The 20,820-nt window shown below is 62.3% G+C and carries 17 protein-coding genes; 13 read left to right on the plus strand and 4 right to left on the minus strand.

Annotated elements, in window-relative coordinates; translation table 11 throughout:
• The first annotated feature begins 164 nt into the window (after window positions 1-164).
• The 10 genes from ON753_RS23580 to ON753_RS23625 all read left to right on the plus strand — a co-directional run bounded on the left by ON753_RS23580 (window position 165) and on the right by ON753_RS23625 (window position 12,007).
• Window positions 165-2,150, plus strand: coding sequence for an AMP-dependent synthetase/ligase (locus ON753_RS23580; protein ID WP_265966100.1), 1,986 nt, complete (start codon window positions 165-167; stop codon window positions 2,148-2,150).
• Window positions 2,147-2,974, plus strand: a complete 828-nt coding sequence (locus ON753_RS23585) for an ABC transporter ATP-binding protein (protein WP_265966101.1) — start codon at window positions 2,147-2,149, stop codon at window positions 2,972-2,974. The genes ON753_RS23580 and ON753_RS23585 overlap by 4 nt, the downstream gene beginning before the upstream one ends.
• A gap of 279 nt (window positions 2,975-3,253) precedes the next feature.
• Window positions 3,254-4,207: a branched-chain amino acid ABC transporter permease gene (locus ON753_RS23590; RefSeq protein WP_265966104.1), complete on the plus strand. Its 954-nt coding sequence runs from the start codon at window positions 3,254-3,256 to the stop codon at window positions 4,205-4,207.
• 2 nt (window positions 4,208-4,209) lie between these two features.
• Entirely contained in the window at window positions 4,210-5,286 is a 1,077-nt protein-coding gene (locus ON753_RS23595; protein WP_265966105.1) for a branched-chain amino acid ABC transporter permease, read from the plus strand.
• A gap of 108 nt (window positions 5,287-5,394) precedes the next feature.
• Window positions 5,395-6,726, plus strand: coding sequence for an ABC transporter substrate-binding protein (locus ON753_RS23600; protein WP_265966107.1), 1,332 nt, complete (start codon window positions 5,395-5,397; stop codon window positions 6,724-6,726).
• Between the two features lie 56 nt (window positions 6,727-6,782).
• On the plus strand, window positions 6,783-7,637 hold the full coding sequence (locus tag ON753_RS23605) for an ABC transporter ATP-binding protein (RefSeq protein ID WP_265966109.1): 855 nt from the start codon (window positions 6,783-6,785) through the stop codon (window positions 7,635-7,637).
• A gap of 134 nt (window positions 7,638-7,771) precedes the next feature.
• Entirely contained in the window at window positions 7,772-9,010 is a 1,239-nt protein-coding gene (locus ON753_RS23610; protein WP_265966111.1) for a phenylacetate--CoA ligase family protein, read from the plus strand.
• A 137-nt stretch (window positions 9,011-9,147) separates the two neighbouring features.
• Window positions 9,148-10,227: a ferrochelatase gene (hemH, locus tag ON753_RS23615; RefSeq protein ID WP_265966113.1), complete on the plus strand. Its 1,080-nt coding sequence runs from the start codon at window positions 9,148-9,150 to the stop codon at window positions 10,225-10,227.
• A gap of 329 nt (window positions 10,228-10,556) precedes the next feature.
• Window positions 10,557-11,537 carry an SPFH domain-containing protein gene (locus ON753_RS23620; RefSeq protein WP_265966115.1) on the plus strand — a complete coding sequence of 327 codons (981 nt, stop codon included), beginning with the start codon at window positions 10,557-10,559 and terminating at the stop codon, window positions 11,535-11,537.
• Window positions 11,534-12,007, plus strand: coding sequence for an NfeD family protein (locus tag ON753_RS23625; RefSeq protein ID WP_265966116.1), 474 nt, complete (start codon window positions 11,534-11,536; stop codon window positions 12,005-12,007). Before ON753_RS23620 ends, ON753_RS23625 begins: the two co-directional genes overlap by 4 nt.
• Window positions 12,008-12,053: 46 nt before the next feature.
• Here ON753_RS23625 and ON753_RS23630 read toward each other — a convergent pair whose 3' ends face one another.
• The 3 genes from ON753_RS23630 to ON753_RS23640 all read right to left on the minus strand — a co-directional run bounded on the left by ON753_RS23630 (window position 12,054) and on the right by ON753_RS23640 (window position 14,858).
• A complete protein-coding gene (locus ON753_RS23630; protein WP_265966118.1) occupies window positions 12,054-12,905 on the minus strand; it encodes an OmpA/MotB family protein in 852 nt (283 codons plus the stop codon).
• 58 nt (window positions 12,906-12,963) lie between these two features.
• Window positions 12,964-13,731: a motility protein A gene (locus ON753_RS23635; protein WP_265966120.1), complete on the minus strand. Its 768-nt coding sequence runs from the start codon at window positions 13,729-13,731 to the stop codon at window positions 12,964-12,966.
• A gap of 158 nt (window positions 13,732-13,889) precedes the next feature.
• Window positions 13,890-14,858, minus strand: coding sequence for a KpsF/GutQ family sugar-phosphate isomerase (locus tag ON753_RS23640; protein WP_265967247.1), 969 nt, complete (start codon window positions 14,856-14,858; stop codon window positions 13,890-13,892).
• A 226-nt stretch (window positions 14,859-15,084) separates the two neighbouring features.
• Between ON753_RS23640 and ON753_RS23645 the strand changes: the two genes are divergently transcribed.
• The 3 genes from ON753_RS23645 to ON753_RS23655 all read left to right on the plus strand — a co-directional run bounded on the left by ON753_RS23645 (window position 15,085) and on the right by ON753_RS23655 (window position 19,178).
• Window positions 15,085-16,548 carry an outer membrane beta-barrel protein gene (locus ON753_RS23645; protein ID WP_265966122.1) on the plus strand — a complete coding sequence of 488 codons (1,464 nt, stop codon included), beginning with the start codon at window positions 15,085-15,087 and terminating at the stop codon, window positions 16,546-16,548.
• A gap of 116 nt (window positions 16,549-16,664) precedes the next feature.
• A complete protein-coding gene (locus ON753_RS23650; RefSeq protein WP_265966124.1) occupies window positions 16,665-17,894 on the plus strand; it encodes a lytic murein transglycosylase in 1,230 nt (409 codons plus the stop codon).
• A gap of 84 nt (window positions 17,895-17,978) precedes the next feature.
• Window positions 17,979-19,178 (plus strand): SGNH/GDSL hydrolase family protein, encoded by a 1,200-nt coding sequence (locus ON753_RS23655; RefSeq protein ID WP_265966126.1) that lies wholly within the window; start codon window positions 17,979-17,981, stop codon window positions 19,176-19,178.
• Window positions 19,179-19,255: 77 nt separating this feature from the next.
• Here ON753_RS23655 and ON753_RS23660 read toward each other — a convergent pair whose 3' ends face one another.
• Window positions 19,256-20,686: a glutamate synthase subunit beta gene (locus ON753_RS23660; RefSeq protein WP_265966128.1), complete on the minus strand. Its 1,431-nt coding sequence runs from the start codon at window positions 20,684-20,686 to the stop codon at window positions 19,256-19,258.
• Between the last annotated feature and the right edge of the window lie 134 nt (window positions 20,687-20,820).

The raw sequence follows: 20,820 nt of genomic DNA on the forward strand, positions 1-20,820 counted from the left end.
GATGGAGCATCTTTTTTGCGTTCAGCCGAACGCGGGATGCACAAGATCAACCCGCTTTCATGTGGGCTCACATGAAAGCGGAAAAGTTGATCGCATAAGAAAAGATGGAGCATCTTTTTTGCGTTCAGCCGAACTCAAGATGCTCCGAGGGGAAGAAACGATACATGGTAGGGTCGGCCAGCGCTTCGCCGCGCGGGGAGGACACCTTTCCGAAGATCCTCTTGCGCAATGCTGAGGTTTTCGGGGACCGGACGGCGTTCCGGGAAAAGGACTTCGGGATCTGGCAGAGCTGGACCTGGTCCGAGGTGCTCGAAGAAACACGCGCGTTTTCCATCGGACTGAAATCTCTCGGCCTGAAGCCGGAGGACAAGGTTGCCATAGTCGGGGCAAACCGGCCGAGGCTCTATTGGGCCATGGTCGCCGCGCAGGCGCTCGGGGCCGTTCCCGTGCCGGTCTATGCGGATTCCGTTGCCGAGGAGATGGCCTTCGTCCTCGGCCATGCGGAGGTGCGGTTCGCGGTCGTGGAGGACCAGGAGCAGGTCGACAAGCTGCTGTCCATGTCCGACGACGTGCCGAGCCTGACCAACATCATCTATGACGAGCCGCGCGGCCTCAGGGGCTACGATCACACGCACCTGCACGATTTTCTGTCCGTCCAGGACAAGGGACGCGACGAGCTCGCCAAGGCGCCCTCGCTGGCCCAGGACTGGGAAGCGGGCCTGGCGAAGGGCAAGGGCTCCGACCTCGCCGTGATGCTTTATACTTCCGGCACGACCGGCCGGCCGAAGGGCGTGATGCTGTCCTTCGACAATCTCGTCATCTCGGCCCGCAACGGCAACGCGTTCGACAAGCTGGACGAGACCGAGGAGGTGCTTGCCTATCTGCCCATGGCCTGGATCGGCGACCACGTCTTCTCGCTCGCGCAGGCCTTTACCGCCGGCTATTGCGTCAACTGTCCGGAAAGCATGGACACGATCGACGTGGACCGGCTGGAAATCGCGCCGACCTATTTCTTCGCGCCGCCGCGCGTCTATGAGACCCTCCTTACGCGGATCATGGTGCGCATGGAGGACGCGGGAAAATTCAAGCGGCGGATGTTCGACTATTTCATGGACGTCGCCCGGCGGGTCGGCGAGAAGATCCTCAACGGCGAAACGGTGTCTTTCAAGGACCGCGTGCTCTACGCGGTCGGCGATTTCTGCGTCTACAGCCCGCTCAAGAACCGCATGGGGCTGACGCGCCTGAAGGTGGGCTACACCGCAGGGGAGGCCATCGGCCCGGAAATCTTCCAGTTCTTCCGCTCGCTCGGCCTCAATCTCAAGCAGCTCTACGGCCAGACCGAAGCCAGCGTCTACATCACGCTGCAGCCGGACGGCGAGATCTACGGCGACACGGTCGGCAAGCCGGCGCCGGATGTGGAGCTGAAGATCGCCGAGAACGGCGAGGTCATGTACCGCTCGCCGGGCGTGTTCGTCGGCTACTTCAAGAACGACGAGGCGACCGCAAGCACCAAGACGCCGGACGGCTGGGTGCATACCGGCGATGCCGGCATCATCGCCGAGAACGGCCATCTGAAGATCATCGACCGGGCGAAGGACGTCGGCAAGCTCAACGACGGGTCGCTGTTTGCGCCCAAATACATCGAGAACAAGCTGAAATTCTTCCCCAATATCAAGGAAGTGGTCGCCTTCGGTCACGAGCGGGACAGGGTGGCCGTGTTCATCAACATCGACCTGACGGCCGTCGGTTCCTGGGCGGAGCGCAACAATGTCAACTACGCCTCCTACCAGGACCTGGCCGCTCATCCGGATGTCTATGCGATGATCGAAAGCCACGTGGACCAGGTCAACCGGGATCTTTCCCGCGAGCCGATGATGGCGGGTTCGCAGATCAAGCGTTTCCTGGTGCTGCACAAGGAGCTGGACGCTGATGACGGCGAGCTGACCCGCACCCAGAAGGTGCGCCGGTCCTTCATCGCCGAGCGCTATGCGCCGCTTATCGATGCGCTCTATGACGGCTCGACCTCGAAACATGTGCGCACGGAAGTCACCTACGAGGACGGCCGCAAGGGTATCCTCGAGGCGACGGTCGAGATCCGCGACATGACCACATACGACACCGCCAACGGCTTTCAGGAGGCTGCCGAATGAACGCTTTCGTCGCCGACAAGGCGCTTGCGCCGGCAGGGGAGCCGGAAAGCGCGGAACGGGAGGTCCTGCTGCGGGTCGACAACGTGTCGCTGGCCTTCGGCGGGGTGAAGGCGATCACCGACATTTCGTTCGATATCCGCAAGGGCGAGATCCGGGCGATCATCGGCCCGAACGGTGCCGGCAAGACCTCGATGCTCAACGTGATCAACGGCTTCTATCATCCCCAGCAGGGGACGATCACCTGGCAGGGCAAGGTCCGCCGGAAGATGAAACCCTACGAGGCGGCTAGCCGCGGCATCGCCCGCACATTCCAGAACGTGGCCCTGTTCAAGGGCATGACCACGCTGGACAACATCATGTCCGGCAGGTCTTTGAAGATGCACCGCAATTTCTTCTGGCAGCTGCTGTGGCGCGGCCCGGCGGAGCGCGAGGAAATCGAGCATCGCAAGAAGGTCGAGGACATCATCGACTTCCTCGAGATCCAGGCGATCCGCAAGACGCCGGTGGGCCGTTTGCCCTACGGCCTGCAGAAGCGGGTGGAACTGGGCCGCGCGCTGGCCATGGAGCCGGACCTGCTGCTGCTCGACGAGCCGATGGCGGGCATGAACCTGGAAGAAAAGGAAGACATGAGCCGGTTCATCATCGACGTGAACCAGGAGTTCGGCACGACCATCGCCCTGATCGAGCATGACATGGGCGTCGTGATGGATCTTTCCGACCGTGTGGTGGTGCTCGATTACGGCAAGAAGATCGCGGACGGTCCGCCCGAGGAGGTGCAGGCCAGCCAGGCCGTGATCGACGCTTATCTCGGCGTGAGTCATTAGAGCGTAAGGCGATAAATATGGATCATTTGATGGCGGAAAGCAGTCTACTCGGCAAGGCGCGTCGCGCAGCGCGATGCGGTGTATCGTGCAAGCGGCGGAACGCAGCCGATGGGCTGCTTTCCGTCACCCGCAGGGCCGGGCTCTTTTGCCCGCTGACATCGTTGGATTGCGCTTGTGGTGGACAAACACCGCGGCGCGCAACCCGCCTTGCCAGCAGACAAAAGCGCTCCGGTCAAATGGTCCATATTTATCGCCTTACGCTCTAGGAGGGGCGGGAACATGCTCTACGACATATTCATCGATCCCTTCGTGCAGATGTACCAGATGCCGGATTTCTTCCTGCAGGTCCTGTGGGAAGGCTTCGTCGCCGGCATTCTCTACGCGCTGATCGCGCTGGGTTTCGTGCTGATCTTCAAGGCCTCCGGCGTCTTCAATTTCGCGCAGGGCATCATGGTGGTGTTCGCCGCACTGACGCTGGTCGGGCTTCACGAGAACGGCGTGCCGGCCTTCCTGGCGCTGATCCTGACCATCGCCGTCATGGGCGTGCTCGCCTACGGGGTCGAGCGGGTGGTCATGCGGCCGCTGGTCAACCAGCCGGACATCATTCTCCTGATGGCGACCATCGGGCTCACCTATTTCCTCGTCGGCTTCGGCGAGTTCGTCTTCGGCGGCGAGCCCAAGAGGATGATCACCGAGGAACTGGGCCTGCCTACCGGTTCGACGGCGTTCGAAATGGGCGAGCGCGGCCTGGTCATCCTGCAGCATATCGATATCGCCGCGGCGGTGATTGCGGTGATCATGGTGACGGCGCTCGGGATCTTCTTCAACAAGACCCGCATCGGCCGGGCCCTCAGGGCCGTGGCCGACGACCATCAGGCGGCGCTCTCCGTCGGGATCTCGCTCAACCAGATCTGGGCGATCGTGTGGTTCGCCGCCGGTCTGGTGGCGCTGGCGACCGGCATCATGTGGGGTGCGCGGTCCGACGTGTCCTTCGCGCTGGAAATCGTCGCCTTCAAGGCTCTTCCGGTGCTGATCCTCGGCGGCTTCACCTCCATCCCCGGGGCGATCGTCGGCGGCCTCATCATCGGCTTCGGCGAAAAGATCGGCGAGCTTTACTGGGGCGGCCTTGTCGGTGGCGGCATAGAGTCCTGGCTCGCCTACATCATTGCCCTGGTCTTCCTTCTGTTCCGGCCGCAAGGCCTCTTCGGCGAACGCATCATCGAGCGGATTTAATCATGTTTTATCGCGAAGCTGGCCAGTTCAAGACGAGCTACAAGTCGGATCAGGCGCTGTTCCCGATCCTGCAGGACCGGATCGGCATGATCGCCATCCTGCTGATCGCCTTCGTGCTCGTCCCGGCCTTTGCCAACGACTTCTTCCTGACCTCCATCATGATCCCGTTCCTGGTGTTTTCACTGGCGGCGATCGGGCTGAACGTCCTGACCGGCTACTGCGGCCAGCTGTCGCTCGGCACAGGCGCGTTCATGGGGGTCGGAGCCTATGCGGCCTACAAGCTGACCTCCATCTTCCCGGATGCCAACGTCATCGTTATGGTGCTGGTCTCGGGCGTGTTCTCGGCCGCCATCGGCGCCGTGTTCGGCCTGCCGAGCCTGCGCATCAAGGGGCTCTACCTGGCGGTCACCACGCTAGCGGCGCAGTTCTTCCTGGAATGGTGCTTCATCCGCATTCCATGGCTTTACAATTACAACGCCTCCGGCGCCATCGAAGTGCCGCACAGGGAAATGCTGGGCGTCGTGATCACGGGCGCGGAGGCGACGCCGATCGCGCGTTACTTCGCCGTGCTCTCCATCACCGCGCTGATCGCCTACCTGATGGCCAATGTCCTGCGCGGCCGGTTCGGCCGGTCGTGGATGATGATCCGCGACATGGACATTGCCGCCGAGCTTATGGGCATCCGCCCGCTGCGGACCAAGCTGATGGCCTTCGCCGTCTCGTCCTATATCTGCGGCGTGGCCGGTGCCATGATGGTGTTCTTCTGGCTGAGCGCCGCCGAACCGTCCTCCTTTAACATCCGCCTGTCCTTCCAGATCCTGTTCATGGTGATCCTGGGCGGGCTCGGAAGCCTCGGAGGGGCGTTCATGGGAGCCGCCTTCATCTGGATCCTGCCGGTGTTCCTGAAGTTCATCCCGGGTATCATGGGGTTCAACGTGGCCGCCGAGACGGTGCAGCATGCGACCTTCATGATCGTCGGGGCGCTGATCATTTTCTTTCTGATCGCCGAGCCGCACGGGTTTGCGCGGCTGTGGCAGATCGCGAAACAGAAGCTCAGGGTCTGGCCGTTCCCGTATTAGGGATGCCAGCCTCTTCACCCGCCATCCGGCACTTGGACCAAGCCGGGGAGGAATGGCGCAACTGGTCCGGCAGTGTTATTGAGCCATACGCTGCATGGGAGGAATAACATGAAACATATCAGGCAACTTGCGCTGGGAACCGCTGTTGCTGTCGGGATCGGGTTGACGGGTGCCATGGCACCGGCGGCCCAGGCCCAGGACAGCAACTACGTGCCCCTTCTGACCTACCGGACCGGGCCGTATGCAGGCTCCGGGATCCACATCGCCAACGGCATGCATGACTACCTCAAAATGCTGAACGAGCGCGATGGCGGTATCGGTGGTGTCAAACTCGCGCTTGAAGAATGCGAGACCGGCTACGATGCCCAGAAGGGCGTCGAGTGCTACGAGGCCACCAAGGGCAAGGGCGCCCTTGTCTACAATCCCTATTCCACCGGCATCACGCTGCAGCTGATCCCGAAAGCCGGCGTCGACAAGATCCCCGTGCTCTCGATGGGGTATGGCCTGTCCGCCGCCGCGGACGGCACGACCTTCCCGTGGATCTTCAACGTGCCGGACACCTATTGGGACGGCGCTTCGGTGGTGATCAAATATATCGGCGAGCAGGAAGGCGGCCTTGAAAACCTCAAGGGCAAGAAGATCGGCTACATCTTCCTCGACGCCGGCTACGGCCGCGAGCCGATCCCGCTTCTGGAGCAGTTGGCGGAGAAATACGGCTTCGAACTGCTGCAGTATCCGGTGCCGGGCGCCGAGATGCAGAACCAGTCTTCCCAGTGGCTGAACGTGCGCCGCGACCGTCCGGACTACATGGTCATGTGGGGCTGGGGCGCGATGAACCCGACCGCGATCAAGGAAGCGGTCAAGATCCGCTACCCGATGGACAAGTTCATCGGCGTGTGGTGGTCCGCGGGCGATGATGATGCAGCCGCCGGCGGACAAGATGCCAAGGGTTACAAGGCGCTGAACTTCTCCGGTGTCGGCCGCGAATTCGGGGCGCTCGATGACATCCAGAAGCATGTCATCGACGCGGGTCTGTCCACGACCGATCCGGAAACCATCGGCGGGACGCTCTACAACCGCGGCGTCCTGAACTCGGTGATCATCGCCGAGGGCATCCGTACGGCCCAGGAGCTGACCGGCAAGAAAGCCATCACGGGTGAAGACATGCGTCTCGGCCTGGAGGCCCTGAACCTCGACGAAGCCCGCCTGAAGGAACTGGGCCTTGAAGGCTTCGCGCACCCGATGAAGGTCACGTGCGAAGACCATGCCGGCGGTCACCCGGTGTTCATCCAGGAATGGGACGGCCAGGAATGGCAGCAGGCGTCCGGCTGGATCGAGCCGATGACCGACGTTGTTCGCCCGCTGCTGGAAGCCGCGGCCAAGGAATATGCGGAAAAGAACGCTCCCTGGCCCGAGCGCACCGAACCCTGCCCGAACTAAGGCAGACCGCTCCGCCGCGCCGCGATGTGCGGCGGAGCCTCTCAGGAGAGGATGGAATGGCATTACTGGATATGGAACAGCCCGGTTCGCAAAGCGCGGCGGAGCCTGCCGAAGAGATCCTGTCGGTGAACAACATCGAGGTCATCTACGACCACGTCATTCTGGTGCTGAAAGGCGTATCGCTGACGGTGCCGAAAGGCGGGATCGTCGCCCTATTGGGCGCGAACGGTGCGGGCAAGACGACGACGCTGAAGGCGGTCTCCAACCTGCTCGGCGCGGAACGCGGCGAGGTCACGAAGGGAAAGATCATATTTGAAGGGGAAGAGGTGCAGGCGCTCTCGCCCAATGATCTGGTGCGCAGGGGCTGCATCCAGGTGATGGAAGGTAGGCACTGCTTCGGACACCTTTCCATCGAAGAGAATTTGCTCACCGGCGCCTACACCCGCAAGGACGGGTACAGCGCGGTGAAGGCGGACCTGGAACTGGTCTACGAGTATTTCCCGCGCCTGCGCGAGCGGCGGCAGAGCCAGGCGGGCTATACATCCGGCGGCGAGCAGCAGATGTGTGCGATCGGACGCGCGCTCATGAGCCGGCCGAAAATGATCCTGCTGGACGAACCCAGCATGGGACTTGCGCCGCAGCTGGTGGAAGAGATTTTCGAGATCGTCCGCAAGCTCAATCAAAACGAGGGCGTGTCCTTCCTGCTGGCGGAGCAGAACACGAACGTGGCGCTGAAATACGCGACCTACGGCTACATCCTGGAATCCGGGCGTATCGTCCTCGACGGCGAAGCCAAGGCGCTCCGGGAGAACGAGGATGTGAAGGAATTCTATCTGGGCGTGGGCGGCGAGGGCCGCCGTTCGTTCCGGAACGTCAAACACTACAAGCGAAGGAAGCGCTGGCTGGCCTGATATTTCGGGCCTGTAGAGCAACCAGCGTCCGGCCGGACGTGGACGAGGTGCTCTATCATTTTCAAGGCGATCAACTTTTGTGCCGTCAGGTGAAATCACCTGAGTGCGGGTTGATCCATGGCGGAGAGACGACCATGAGCGACAATCAGTTTGATGCGCGCGAGCGGCAGGATCCCGCTCAGCGTGAACAGGATCTTTTTGCCAGATTGCCGGCGCTGCTGGAGCATGCCGCGGCCAGGTCGCCGGGCTGGGCCGCCCATCTGACCGGGCACGACCTTGGCGCCGTCAAGGACAGGGCCGCCCTGGCGCGGCTGCCGGTCCTGAGAAAGTTCGAGCTGCAGGAAAAGCAGAAGCAGACCCCGCCCTTCGGCGGTTTTCTGGCCGGGGAACTTGCGGGCGCGGCGCGGGTCTTCATGTCGCCGGGTCCGATCTGGGAACCCCAGGCGCCCGGCCTTGACCCGTGGAGCAGCGCCCGGGGGCTTTATGCCGCCGGCTTCCGCAAGGGCGATCTGGTGTTCAACGTTTTCTCCTACCACCTGACGCCCGGCGGTTTCATTCTCGACCAGGGGGCCATTTCACTGGGATGCACCGTCTTCCCGGCCGGAACCGGCAATACGGATACGCAGGTGGAAGCCGTCGAGATCCTGAAACCCACGGGTTTCGTCGGCACGCCGGACTATCTCAAGATCCTCTTGGACCGTGGCCGGGACCAGGGCCGGGACATGTCCTCCATCCGGAAGGCCCTCGTCTCGGGCGGGGCGCTGTTCCCGTCATTGCGTCAGGAATACGAGTCGCGGGGTATTCAGGTCGGCCAGTGTTATGCGACCGCGGATCTCGGCGTGATCGCCTATGAAACAGAAGCCCGGGACGGCATGGTCGTCAACGAGGATTATATCGTCGAGATCGTCCGGCCCGGCACCGGCGAGCCTGTTGCGGAAGGCGAGGTGGGCGAACTGGTGGTCACCAATTTCAACAGCCTTTACCCGATGATCCGCTTCGCGACCGGAGATCTTTCGAAAATCGTGCCGGGACAGTCTCCCTGCGGGCGCACCAATATGCGGCTTGCCGGCTGGATGGGCCGTGCCGACCAGCGCACCAAGGTGAAAGGCATGTTCGTGGACCCCTCGCAGATCGCGCAGGTCGTGGCCGCGCATCCCGAGGTGAAAAAGGCCCGCCTCGCGGTGACCCGCGACGGGGAGAGGGATGCCATGACGCTTTCGGTCGAAACCAGCGCCACCGGAAACGGCCTTGCCGAGCGGATCGCGGCCACGTTGAGGGACGTGACGCGGCTCAAGGGCGATGTCGAACTGGTGCCCGCCGGCGGGCTGCCCAATGACGGCAAGGTAATCGCCGATGAAAGGGATTACGGGTAACGGGCACTGGCGACCAGCGGGAATTCCCGAGCGTATGCGACATTTCGCAGTGGCTGCGGTCGAATGGTTCATTTTGACGGCGAAACGCCCTATGTATGGCGTCAGCACAACACGTCTTTCAGGAATAGCCCCCGCCCATGACCGTTCAACCCACCGAAACCCCGCGCGGCGACCAGGCCGTGGAGTTCAGCCGATTGCAGTTGCCGGACGGTCATCCGTCCGTCAAAAGCGGCAATGTCGGTGTGCTTCTGGTCAACCTTGGGACGCCGGACGCCACCGACTACTGGCCGATGCGCCGGTATCTCAGGGAGTTCCTGTCCGACAAGCGCGTGATCGAATGGCCGCGCGCGATCTGGTATCCGATCCTTTACGGCATCGTCCTGATGACGCGCCCGGGAAAGTCCGGCAAGGCCTATGAGGAAATCTGGAACCACGAGAAAAGCGAGTCGCCGCTCAGGACAATTACCCGCAGCCAGTCGGAAAAGCTTGCCGAAATGCTCGGCGACCCCGGCAGCCGTGTGAAGGTCGACTGGGCAATGCGTTACGGCCAGCCGTCCATACCGGATAAGCTGAAGGCACTGAAGGAAGACGGCTGCGACCGCATTCTGGTGTTCCCGCTCTACCCGCAATACTCGGCAACGACCACGGCAACGGTCAACGACGTGGTCTGCAGGACGCTGCTCAAAATGCGCTGGCAGCCTGCCATCCGCACGGTGCCGCCCTATCATGACGACCCGGTCTACGTGGAGGCGCTGGCGAAGTCGGTCGAACGGCATCTGGCGGGCCTCGACTTCGATCCCGAGGTGGTCCTGACCTCCTACCACGGCATTCCGCAGTCCTATTTCCGCAAGGGCGATCCCTATCATTGCCATTGCATGAAAACGACCAGGCTGCTTAGGAAGGTGCTCGGCTGGGACGAAAACAGATTGCGGGTGACGTTCCAGTCCCGTTTCGGACCGGAAGAATGGCTGCAGCCCTACACCGACAAGACCGTGGAAAAGCTCGCCAGGGACGGGGTGAAGAACATCGCCGTCATGAACCCCGGCTTCGTGGCGGACTGCCTCGAAACGCTGGAGGAAATCGCCGGGGAAGCCGGAGAGATCTTTGAGGAAAACGGCGGCGAGAACTTCACGCACATTCCCTGCCTGAACGACAGCGATCTCGGCATGGATGTCATCGCGCATGTCGTCCGGCGGGAACTGGGCGGATGGATTTGATCTGACGCGGGCCGCTGCTCGGGCCTGAGAGGCGCGGGACTGAAGCAGGTTTCAATCAGTCGCGCCATTGCGCCCTCCCGCGCCGGGCGAGCCCGTTCGTCAACACATGAAATGCAACTCTCAAGCGCACCTTGTTTTGCCGTTTCATCTCAATTTCTTCCGCGCTCTGGCCGCGTCCTTTCGGGGTGCGGCGGGTAGATCCATGCGCAGTCCCCATCAAATTCGGTCGTGTTCTTCTCGAGACTGTAACCACCGTCGAATAGGCTGGAACAGAGGGTGGAAACAGAGCATAGTGACGCCGCTATTCTTGAGATTCTCGGGGGGAATTCATGCCAGTCGATGGTTTTGACGTATTCTTGATCGGCCTGCTGGTGCTGGTCATCCTGGTGTTTTTCGCCGGGGTAAAGACAGTGCCACAAGGCTACAACTTCACTATCGAGCGGTTCGGAAAATACCGAAGAACCCTGACGCCGGGCCTGAATTTCATCGTGCCGTTCATCGACCGCGTCGGTCACAAGCTGAACATGATGGAACAGGTACTCGACGTACCTACCCAGGAAGTGATCACGCGGGACAACGCGTCGGTGAGTGCGGATGGCGTGACCTTCTATCAGGTTCTGGATGCTGCGCGCGCGGCCTATGAAGTGCTCGGCCTGCAGAACGCGATCCTGAACCTGACCATGACCAATATCCGTTCGGTCATGGGGTCGATGGACCTTGACAGTCTTCTGTCCAACCGCGACGAGATCAACGCCCAGATCCTGCGTGTCGTCGATGCGGCTGCGGAGCCATGGGGAATCAAGATCACCCGTATTGAGATCAAGGACATCAACCCTCCGCGGGACTTGGTGGATGCCATGGGCCGGCAGATGAAGGCGGAACGCGAGAAACGCGCTTTCATCCTGGAAGCGGAGGGAAAACGGCAGTCGGAAATTCTGAAGGCGGAAGGTCAGAAGCAGTCGCTGATCCTGGAAGCCGAAGGCCGCCGGGAATCCGCGTTCCGCGACGCGGAAGCGCGCGAGCGTGAAGCGGAAGCCGAAGCCAATGCGACGCGCATGGTCAGCGAGGCCATCGCGTCAGGGAACGTTCAGGCGATCAACTATTTCGTCGCCACCAAATATGTCGACGCCTTCAAGGAACTGGCGACATCGCGCAACCAGAAAACCCTTATCCTGCCGATGGAGGCAACCGGCCTGTTGGGCGCGCTAACGGGCATCGGAGCGATTGCCAAGGAAGCCTTCGGGGAGAATGGCAGCCGGCCGGCGTCCGGCATCCCCAACACGGGCCGATTGGATGGAGACAACCAGTGATCGAGAGTACCATTCGTGCCCTTGGACCCTGGAGCTGGTTCGTCCTCGGGCTCTTTCTGCTGGGGCTGGAGATCCTGGCGCCGGGCACGATCTTCCTGTGGTTCGGCCTGTCGGCGCTGGCCGTCGGCCTGATAGCCCTGGTCTTCGATTTCAGCTGGCAGGTGGATGTCAGCCTGTTCGTGCTGCTGTCGGTGGTCAGTCTGCTGATCGGCCGCCGCCTGATGCGACAGCTTGTCTCCGAAAAAGGAGACCCGGGGCTCAATCAGCGTGGCAGCCGCTATGTCGGCCGGGAGTTCACGCTGACAACGCCGCTTCGGGAGGGCGCGGGCAATCTCTCCGTCGACGATACGATATGGCGCATTACCGGTCCTGACCTTCCGGCAGGAACGAAGGTGCGGGTGGAAGCCGTCGAGGGTGCCAGGCTGGTCGTTGCCCCCGCATCCGCGAAACAGACGCTTCACGCGCGCTGATCCCGCTCCAGAGAGACCAGTGCATTCAATTATATGGGGCCATACCCTACGGCTTGTGGCCGGGCGGTATCGGCGGTTCCTCGGCCCTGAGCAGAATGCCCACCCGCCGGTTGGCGGCAAGGTAAGGATCGTTGGGAAACAGCGGTTCGGTATCCGACTTGCCGACCACCGCGTAGACCTGATGGTCCGGAACGCCGTATTCGGCAAGGATCTGACGCGCCATGTTGGCGCGTTCGCTCGACAGGTCCCAGCCGGTATAGGCCGGGTCGGTGGTCGGCTGGCCGGCTGTCGTGTGGCCCGTGATTTCGATCCGGTTGGGCATTTGCGCCAGCACGGGGGCCATTTTGGCAATCAGGCGGCGGGTGGTTTCATATGGATATTTTGAACCCTCGCGAAACATCGAGCGGCCGTCCTGGTCGACCAGCATGATGTTCAGTCCCTCCTCGGATTCCTCGAGGATGATATTGTTGGAAATCTCCGTTATCTCGGGCATTTCCTGCCAGGCCTGACGGAGGGAAGCGGCGGCCGTCGCAAATTGCCGCGGTCTTTCGATCTCGGCTTCCAGCGTGTCATGGGTATTGGCTTCCGGCCCCTGCTTGCGCCGCTTTTCATGGGGCTCCTGGGCGAAGTCGGAATCCACCTCCTGCTCGACCTGACTGATATCCTTCACATAGTCGCGGATGGGAATGCCCTCGACCTCGATGATACCGGTCTTGCGGGAACTGTCCTTGACGCCGAAGGCTTCGCGCATGGAGCCGGCGACCACCTGCAGCTTTTCCTTATCCTGAATGGAGAAGGAAATGATCAGGACGAAGAAGCAGACGAGCAGCGACATCAGATCCGCGAATGTGACCAGCCATTCCGGTGCGCCGCTGCTTTGTTGCTTTTTTCTTGCCATTGATCCTGATCCGATCCTGCTCTAGATCAACCCGCGCTCGATCCCATGATTCCGTACCCTAGGCCGCCTCGACCATTTCGGAGCGCGCCTTCTCCGGCAGGTAGGCCACAAGCATTTCCTTAATCAGCGCGGGGCTCTTGGATTCGCGGATCTGGCAGACGCCGTCGATGATCAGTGTCTGGTTGAGCTCGTCGACGTCGAATTTTGCGTCGAGCTTGTCCACCAGCGGCAGACAGACGATGTTGGCGAGAAGCGCTCCGTAGAGCGTGGTGAGCAGCGCAACCGCCATGGACGGGCCGATGGCGGCCGGATCGTCCATGTTGGCAAGCATCTGCACCAGACCGACAAGCGTGCCGATCATGCCGAAGGCCGGTGCGGAGTCGCCCAGTGCCTTGAACACGCGCCTGCCTTCGGAAAGCCGCGAAAGCTGGAGGTCGCGTTCGCGTTCCATGGATTCCTTGATGAACTCCAACTCGTAGCCGTCGGCAATATACTGGACACCCTTGGCCAGTACCGGGTCCGATACGTCGACATTCTCCAGACCAAGGGGACCGGATTTGCGGACGATCTCGCTCAGGCTGGTGATTTCGGAAATCAGGTCGCGCGGGGTTGCGCTGCGGCCCGCAAGGGCTACTTTCGAGCCGGTCACGAATGCGGCAAGGATGTCTGACAGCTGGAACCGGACCAGCGTGGCGGCGAGGCCGCCGCCGATCACGATCAGGACCGAGGGCAGGTCGACAAACTGTCCGAAGCTGCCGCCAAGGAAGATAGCGGCCAACACGATGCCGAACGCACCGATAATGCCGATGAGGGTCGCCAGATCCATTCTGTACACACACCAAGGTTCAACCAACGAGACTTGGGTGCAGTTTAAGAGGACTATGGCTAATCAAATGCTAATGCGGCGCGTTATCTGCCGCACGAAAGCAACTTTTCGTCCTGCAGCGCACCCCCGATACCGGAATCGCGGCGCCTTGCCCGTCCCTATGCAGCGCCGATCCGCAGCAGATCGTGCAGGTGGACGATGCCGACGGGACGCCCGTCCGAAACTACGAAAACGGAAGTGATCGACAGGCTGTTCACCAGTTCCAGGATGCTGGCGGACAGGGTCTCCGGCACAACGGTTTTCGGACCGCGGGTCATGATCTCGCCGGCGGTCTTTTCCAGAAGGTTGGAAGAGACATGGCGGCGCAGGTCGCCGTCGGTGATGATCCCGATGAGTTGCCTCAGCTCGTCCGTGACGCCCAGGACACCGAAGCCCTTCTGCGTCATCAGGACAATGCCTTCGCTCATCGGGGTGGATTCTGGAACCAGCGGCAACAGATCGCCGGAATGCATGATGTCCCTGGCGGTCTTCAGGCTCGCACCCAAACGGCCGCCCGGGTGGTAGACGCGAAAATCCTGTGCCGTGAAGCCGCGCCCCTCCAGAAGAGCGACCGCGAGCGCATCTCCGATCGCCAGCTGGATGAGCGCCGATGTGGTCGGTGCCAGCCCGTGCGGGCAGGCTTCCGCAACGCTGGGCAGTTTCAGGACGATATCGGCCGCCTTGCCCAAAGTGCTGTCCTCGCGGGACGTGATGGCGACAAGCGGCACCTTGAAGCGGCGCGTATAGCTGACGATGCCGGCGAGTTCCTGGGTCTCGCCGGACCAGGACAGGGCCAGAACGACATCCGCCTCGGTGATCATTCCCAAGTCGCCGTGGCTCGCCTCGCTGGCATGCACGAAGAAGGACGGGGTGCCGGTCGAGGCCAGGCTGGCGGCGATCTTCGTGCCGATATGGCCGCTCTTGCCGATGCCCGTCACGATGACACGGCCCCGGCTCTTCTGGATGAGATCGCAGGTGTCCTGGAAAGGACGGGCGAGACCGTCCTTCAAGGCAGCCCTGACCGCACTCAGGCCGGCGATTTCCGTCTCGAGCGTGCGTTCAGCGGACACCAGGCAAAGGGACGGCATGTCCGGATCGTGTTCAGAAAGAGGGTCTGGCAAAGGGATGCTCCAGGGGCACTGACTGCACCCGTACTAGGCTAGTCGGCGGTCGGGATCAAGAACCGGCGATTCTTTAAATGGATTTAATGGCGAAACTGCGTTGGACCTTGTCAAATTGCGAAACGGAAACGAAGCATTAACCATCCTTCGTCAGTTTGAACGGGATTGAAAATCCGACCGGTCCCGACACCTGATGCGCCGCATTCTCTTCCTGATAATCTGTGCCGGCCTTTTGCAGGCCGCCCCCGCGGCGGCGCAGACGGCGCTGTCCGATTTGAGGGGCAGCGAGGAGCCGGCAGATGCGCTGGACTCCGAAGATGCGGCGGACCCGGCGGACGGCAGTGCGAAGCGCAATCCGACCCAGGCCGATGTGCACGCACTCAGAAGCAGTCTCAATTCCGCGGAGGCCGAATTCGGTTCGAACGGTCTCGGCCCGGCCGGGCCGGTCCTGCCGGTGCGTCCGTTTTCCGACCGGATCGCGGCTGTCGGCCGATCAGTTCCACTGACCAACCCGGGAATCGATGACAGCGTCTTTCAGGGCGACACGACCTTCGACGCTCCGGAAGGCATCCGCCTCGGCTCCTTCATGTTGACGCCGCAACTGACGGTCACGTCCGGCTGGAGCGACAACACCGCCGGGTCGGCAAACGGTACGGCCGGCGGCCTCTACCGGTTTTCTCCCGACATCGCGCTGACCTCCAACTGGTCGCGCCATCAGGTCGACGCCTCCTTGCGCGGGTCCTATACCGGTTATCCGGACGACTCCGATGACAATGACAAATCGCTCGCGGCGGCGGCCAACCTGCGCCTCGACCTCAGCGAGGCGACCGAGGTGACCAGCGGTCTTTCCTATTCCTATTCTCAGGAAGACGACGGCAGTGCCGAGGCATCGTCGGGCACGGATCATGTTCAGGAGCTTTCGGGCAACCTCGGCGCCCGCCGGCAGCTCGGCCTCGTCGCGGCCACGGCTTCGATCGGCGCCGACCGGAATGTCTATACGTCGGACAGCGGTTCGGAAACCGGACGGGACAACACGCTCTATTCGGCCAGCCTGCGCCTCGACGGCAATACCGGCAGCACGCTTTCGCCCTTTGTCGAGGGCGCACTGCTTCTGCGGCGCTATGATGACGGCTGCAGCGACAACCTGTGCGAGGAGCGCAACGCCAACGGCTACCAGCTTCGCGGCGGCCTCACCGTCGCGTCCGGGCCCAAGATTGCCGGTGAGCTGGGCGTCGGCTGGCGGATCGAGGATATCGAGGACGAGCGGCTGGAGGACCTTGCCGGTCTGGTGCTCGACGGCTCGCTCGTCTGGTCGCCGAGCCGCCTGACCACCGTCACCGCCGGCCTCGGGACCAGCTTTGCCTCAACCGATATCGACGGGGCGAGCGGCTCGATCATCTATTCCGGCGACCTCCGCCTTGCCCATGCCTTCAGCGACCGGTTCGTCGGCGAGACCGGCGTTGGCTACAGCTACCGCACCTATGAAGGCGTTTCGATCGAAGAACAGACCCTGACCGGGTTCGGCGGGCTCACGTTTGCCGTGACGCAGAACGTCGCTGTGACCGCCGATTACACGCATCGCCGCTTCGACAGCTCGCAGGAGGGCAGCGATTACACGGAAAATGCAGTTGAAGCAGGTCTTCGTTTCCGGCATTAACGGTGCGGTAACCAAACAATATCATTGATGGTGTGGGGCTGAAGCAATCACGGAACGGGCTTAAGGAGGCCCTGATGCGGACTATTGTGCGTCGAAATGTTAAGGTGAAGGTATCAGTGCCACAGGATAAGCCCTGGAAATCCGCCCTGTTGAGGCTTGCCGGTGCGGCAGCCCTGGCAGGCGCCCTGACGACCTGGTCCCTGCCGGCGCAAGCCGATGCCGGGTTCAATCGCTTCGTCTCCGAATTCTGGCCGACCGCGCGGGCCGCCGGCATATCCTCCCAGACCTACAACGCCGTCTTTTCGGGTATGCAGCCCGACGACGACACGTTGCGCCTGATGAGCAAGCAGTCCGAATTCGTCAAGCCGATCTGGGATTATCTTGACAGCGCCGTCTCGGACGACCGCGTCGAGAAGGGCCGCAAGCTGCTGCGCGAATACGAAGCGGTTCTGAGGCAGATCGAGGCCCGCTACGGGGTCAACCGTGAGGTCGTGCTGGCGATCTGGGGCATGGAAACCAATTACGGCGGCTATATGGGCCGTCACAATGTCGTCCAGGCCCTGGCGACGCTCGCCTATGCCGCGCCGCGCCGCAAGAGTTTCTGGCAACAGGAGCTCGTCACTGCGCTCGGCATCGTCCAGGCCGGCCATGTGCGTTTCCAGGACATGGAAGGCTCCTGGGCTGGCGCCATGGGGCATACCCAGTTCATGCCTTCCAGCTGGAAGGCCTATGCGGCGGACTACGACGGCGACGGCCGGCGCGACATCTGGACGTCGATCCCCGATGCGCTGGCATCGACCGCGGCCTATCTCAACAAGCACGGCTGGCAGACCGGCAAGACCTGGGGCTATGAGGTCGAGCTGCCGTCCGGCTTCGACTATCGCCTGGCTGACGGTGAACAGACGCTGACGCTGGGTGAATGGAGCCGTCACGGCATCCGCCGGACAAATGGCAGGGATTTCCCGCGTCCTTCGGATGATGCCATTATTGTTCTGCCGGCGGGCGCAAGCGGTCCCGCCTTTTTGATGCTGCGCAATTTCTTTGTGATCAAGCGCTACAACAATGCGACGGCCTACGCCCTGGCTGTCGGGCATCTTGCGGACCGGATCATCGGCGGAGGGCCGCTGGAAGGTGACTGGGCTCGCGAATACGTCCCGCTCAGCCGGTCGGAAACCGAAGAGCTTCAGGCGCTTCTCAACCGCCAGGGATTCACGGTGGGTGACGTGGACGGCCAGGTCGGACCCGCGACCCGGCGCGGCATACGCGCCTACCAGAGCGCCCGCGGCCTGGTGCCAGACGGATATGCGTCTGCGGTTTTGCTGGCACACATGAAGGTGGACGGGTAAACTGGGCCGGAGCAAAGCCTGCATGCATGCAGGCGCGGCAGCCTGGATGCAGGTGATCCAGCACAGTCCAGTCGGGAGCCACAAGTGAAAGCGCCTTTCCGGCCACATGGAGCCAGGACCATAGCGAGAGCGTTCGCGCGGCTTGTCGTGGTCTTGGCTGTCGTTCTCCTGAGCATTGATATCACCGCCGTCCTGGCGCAGGACGGGCCGGGCCGGGAGATCGTGGTTGCCCAGAACGGGGTATTTCGCGGTTTCAATCCGTTCGCTCCGCTGCAGCGTCTCTTCGGGAGCAAGGAGAAGCGGCCGGTCCAGAGGCAGCAAGAGCAGCCCGTCCAACAACGCAAGCAAAGGGTGACGCGCCCTGCCGGCACGCCGCCCAAATTCGAGATCGTGGAGAAGGATCCGGACGCAGGCGTGATCCTTGTTGTGGGCGACCGGATGGCACGCGGCGTCGCCGACGGGCTCAAATTCACGCTTTCGGAAAAGCCGCAGATCCGTGTCGAGGCGATCACCGAGGACAAGGCGGGCTTCATCGGCGAAAACGTCCCTGACTGGCCGACCGAGGTGCTTTCCAAGATCCGCGGCGGGGCGGATGTGCAGGCCGTCGTGGTGATGATCGGACGCCATGACCTCGGCAAGCCGTTTCCGGGAGAGCCGCCGGTGGAGTTCATGACCGCGGAATGGCTGGAGACTTACCGGGACAGGGTGAGGGCGCTTGTCCGCGTTATCCGGCAGGAGAAAAAGCCGATCGTGTGGGCGGGCCTGCCGCCGACGAACGAAGAACTCGTCAATGGCGATTTCACCCAGCTCAATTCCATCTTCACGAGCGCGGCCGAAGACCGTCGTGTCCGCTATGTCGATATCTGGGACATCTTCCTGGCCGAGGACGGCAGTTATTCCTCCTACGGGCCGGATGTGGACGGCAAGAACGCGCGCCTGCGCGATAGCGACCGGATCGATTTCACCTGGGCCGGATACCGGAAGGTCGCCTTTTTCGTCGAGCGCGAATTGACCCGGATTCTCGGCGGCTATGGCGGTCTGGCCTTCGAAGGTGTCGAGGACGACCCCAACTTCGTCGTTCTGACGGGCCGCACGACATCGCCCGAAGCGCTGCTTCTCGGCGGCGAGGAGGATGCCCGCCTCGACCAGGACAGTGCCACCTACGACTTCTTCGTGAAAGGAGAACCGTTGCCGCCGATGCCCGGCCGCGTGGACGACCCGCGCATACGGGCCGAAGGGGCTTCCTCCCTGATCGGCGAAAGCCGTTTTCCGGGCGGGTCGTAGAGCTCTGCTGCCAGCGCAAAACAAAACCCCACCGAGTGCAAAATCGGCGGGGTTTTTCGTGATCGTGCCTTATGAACTCAGCGCGGCAGGTCGGAGGAGCCGGTCAGCAACTCGTCAACCGCCCGGGCGGCCTGGCGGCCTTCGCGGATCGCCCAGACGACCAGGGACTGGCCCTTGCGGACGTCGCCGGCGGCAAAGACCTTGTCCATGCTGGTCTTGTAGTCTTCGGTATTGGCCTTCACATTGGTGCGGCCATCCAATTCCAGCTTGTCGCCGGCCTGGGCGATGTAGGTGTCGAGCAGCGGACCGGAGAACCCGATCGCGGCCAGAACCAGGTCCGCGCGCAGGATGAACTCGGTTCCTTCGATCGGTCGGCGTTTTTCATCGACACGCGCGCATTTGACGCCGATGACCTTGCCATCCTCGCCGACGAGCCCGAGTGTCGCGGCGGAGAATTCGCGTTCCGCGCCTTCCGCCTGGGAGGAGGAGGTGCGGAATTTGGTCGGCCAGTAGGGCCAGACCGCAAGCTTGTCTTCCTTGAGCGGCGGGATCGGGCGGATATCGAGCTGGGTCACCGAAAGGGCGCCCTGGCGGAAGGCCGTGCCGACGCAGTCCGAAGCCGTGTCGCCGCCGCCGATGACGACGACATGCTTGCCGCCCGCCCAGATCGGCGCCTCATCGCCCTCCGGTTCGCCGCCGACGCGGCGGTTCTGCTGAACCAGATAGGGCATGGCCCAATGGCAGCCTTCGAGTTCCATGCCGCCGACGCCCGGGTCGCGCGGGCGCTCGGCGCCTGCGCACAGGATGACCGCGTCGTGGCGTTCGGCAAGCTCTTCCAGGCTGACGGTCACGCCGACATTGACGCCGTAATGGAAGACGACACCCTCGGCTTCCATCTGCTTCACCCGGCGGTCGATATAGTGCTTTTCCATCTTGAAGTCGGGAATGCCGTAGCGCAGCAGTCCGCCGGCCTTCGGCTCGCGCTCGTAGACATGCACGGTGTGCCCGGCCCGGGCGAGCTGCTGCGCCGCCGCCATGCCGGCGGGACCTGAGCCGACGATGGCAACGGCCTTGCCGGTCTTGGTTGCCGAAGGTTCCGGCACGATCCAGCCTTGCTCCCAGCCCTTGTCGGCAATGGCCTGTTCAACGCTCTTGATGTTGACCGGAACGTCTTCCAGGTTGAGCGTGCAGGCTTCTTCGCACGGGGCGGGGCAGATGCGGCCGGTGAATTCGGGGAAGTTGTTGGTGGAATGCAGGTTTCGCAGGGCGATGTCCCAGTCGCCCTGGTAGACCAGGTCGTTCCAGTCCGGGATCTGGTTCTCAACCGGGCATCCGTCGGGGCCGTGACAGAAGGGAATGCCGCAATCCATGCAGCGGGCCGCCTGGTTGACGAGTTCCTGATCGTTCAGCGGAAGCGTGAATTCACGGAAATGGCGAATACGGTCGGACGCAGGCTGATACTTCTGTTCCTGCCGATCGATTTCCAAAAAACCGGTTACCTTTCCCAAGGCGACCTCCTCAAACTAGTGCGTCCTTTGGAGCATCCGGTCGAGACGAACTCGGACAGGATCCTCTACCATTTTGACTAAGATCAGCTTTTGGACGACGGCTGATCTGGATGGCTGCGACCGGCCGCGGAGCG

Origin of the sequence: Roseibium salinum, assembly GCF_026240905.1 — a bacterium.
Lineage (GTDB): Bacteria > Pseudomonadota > Alphaproteobacteria > Rhizobiales > Stappiaceae > Roseibium > Roseibium salinum.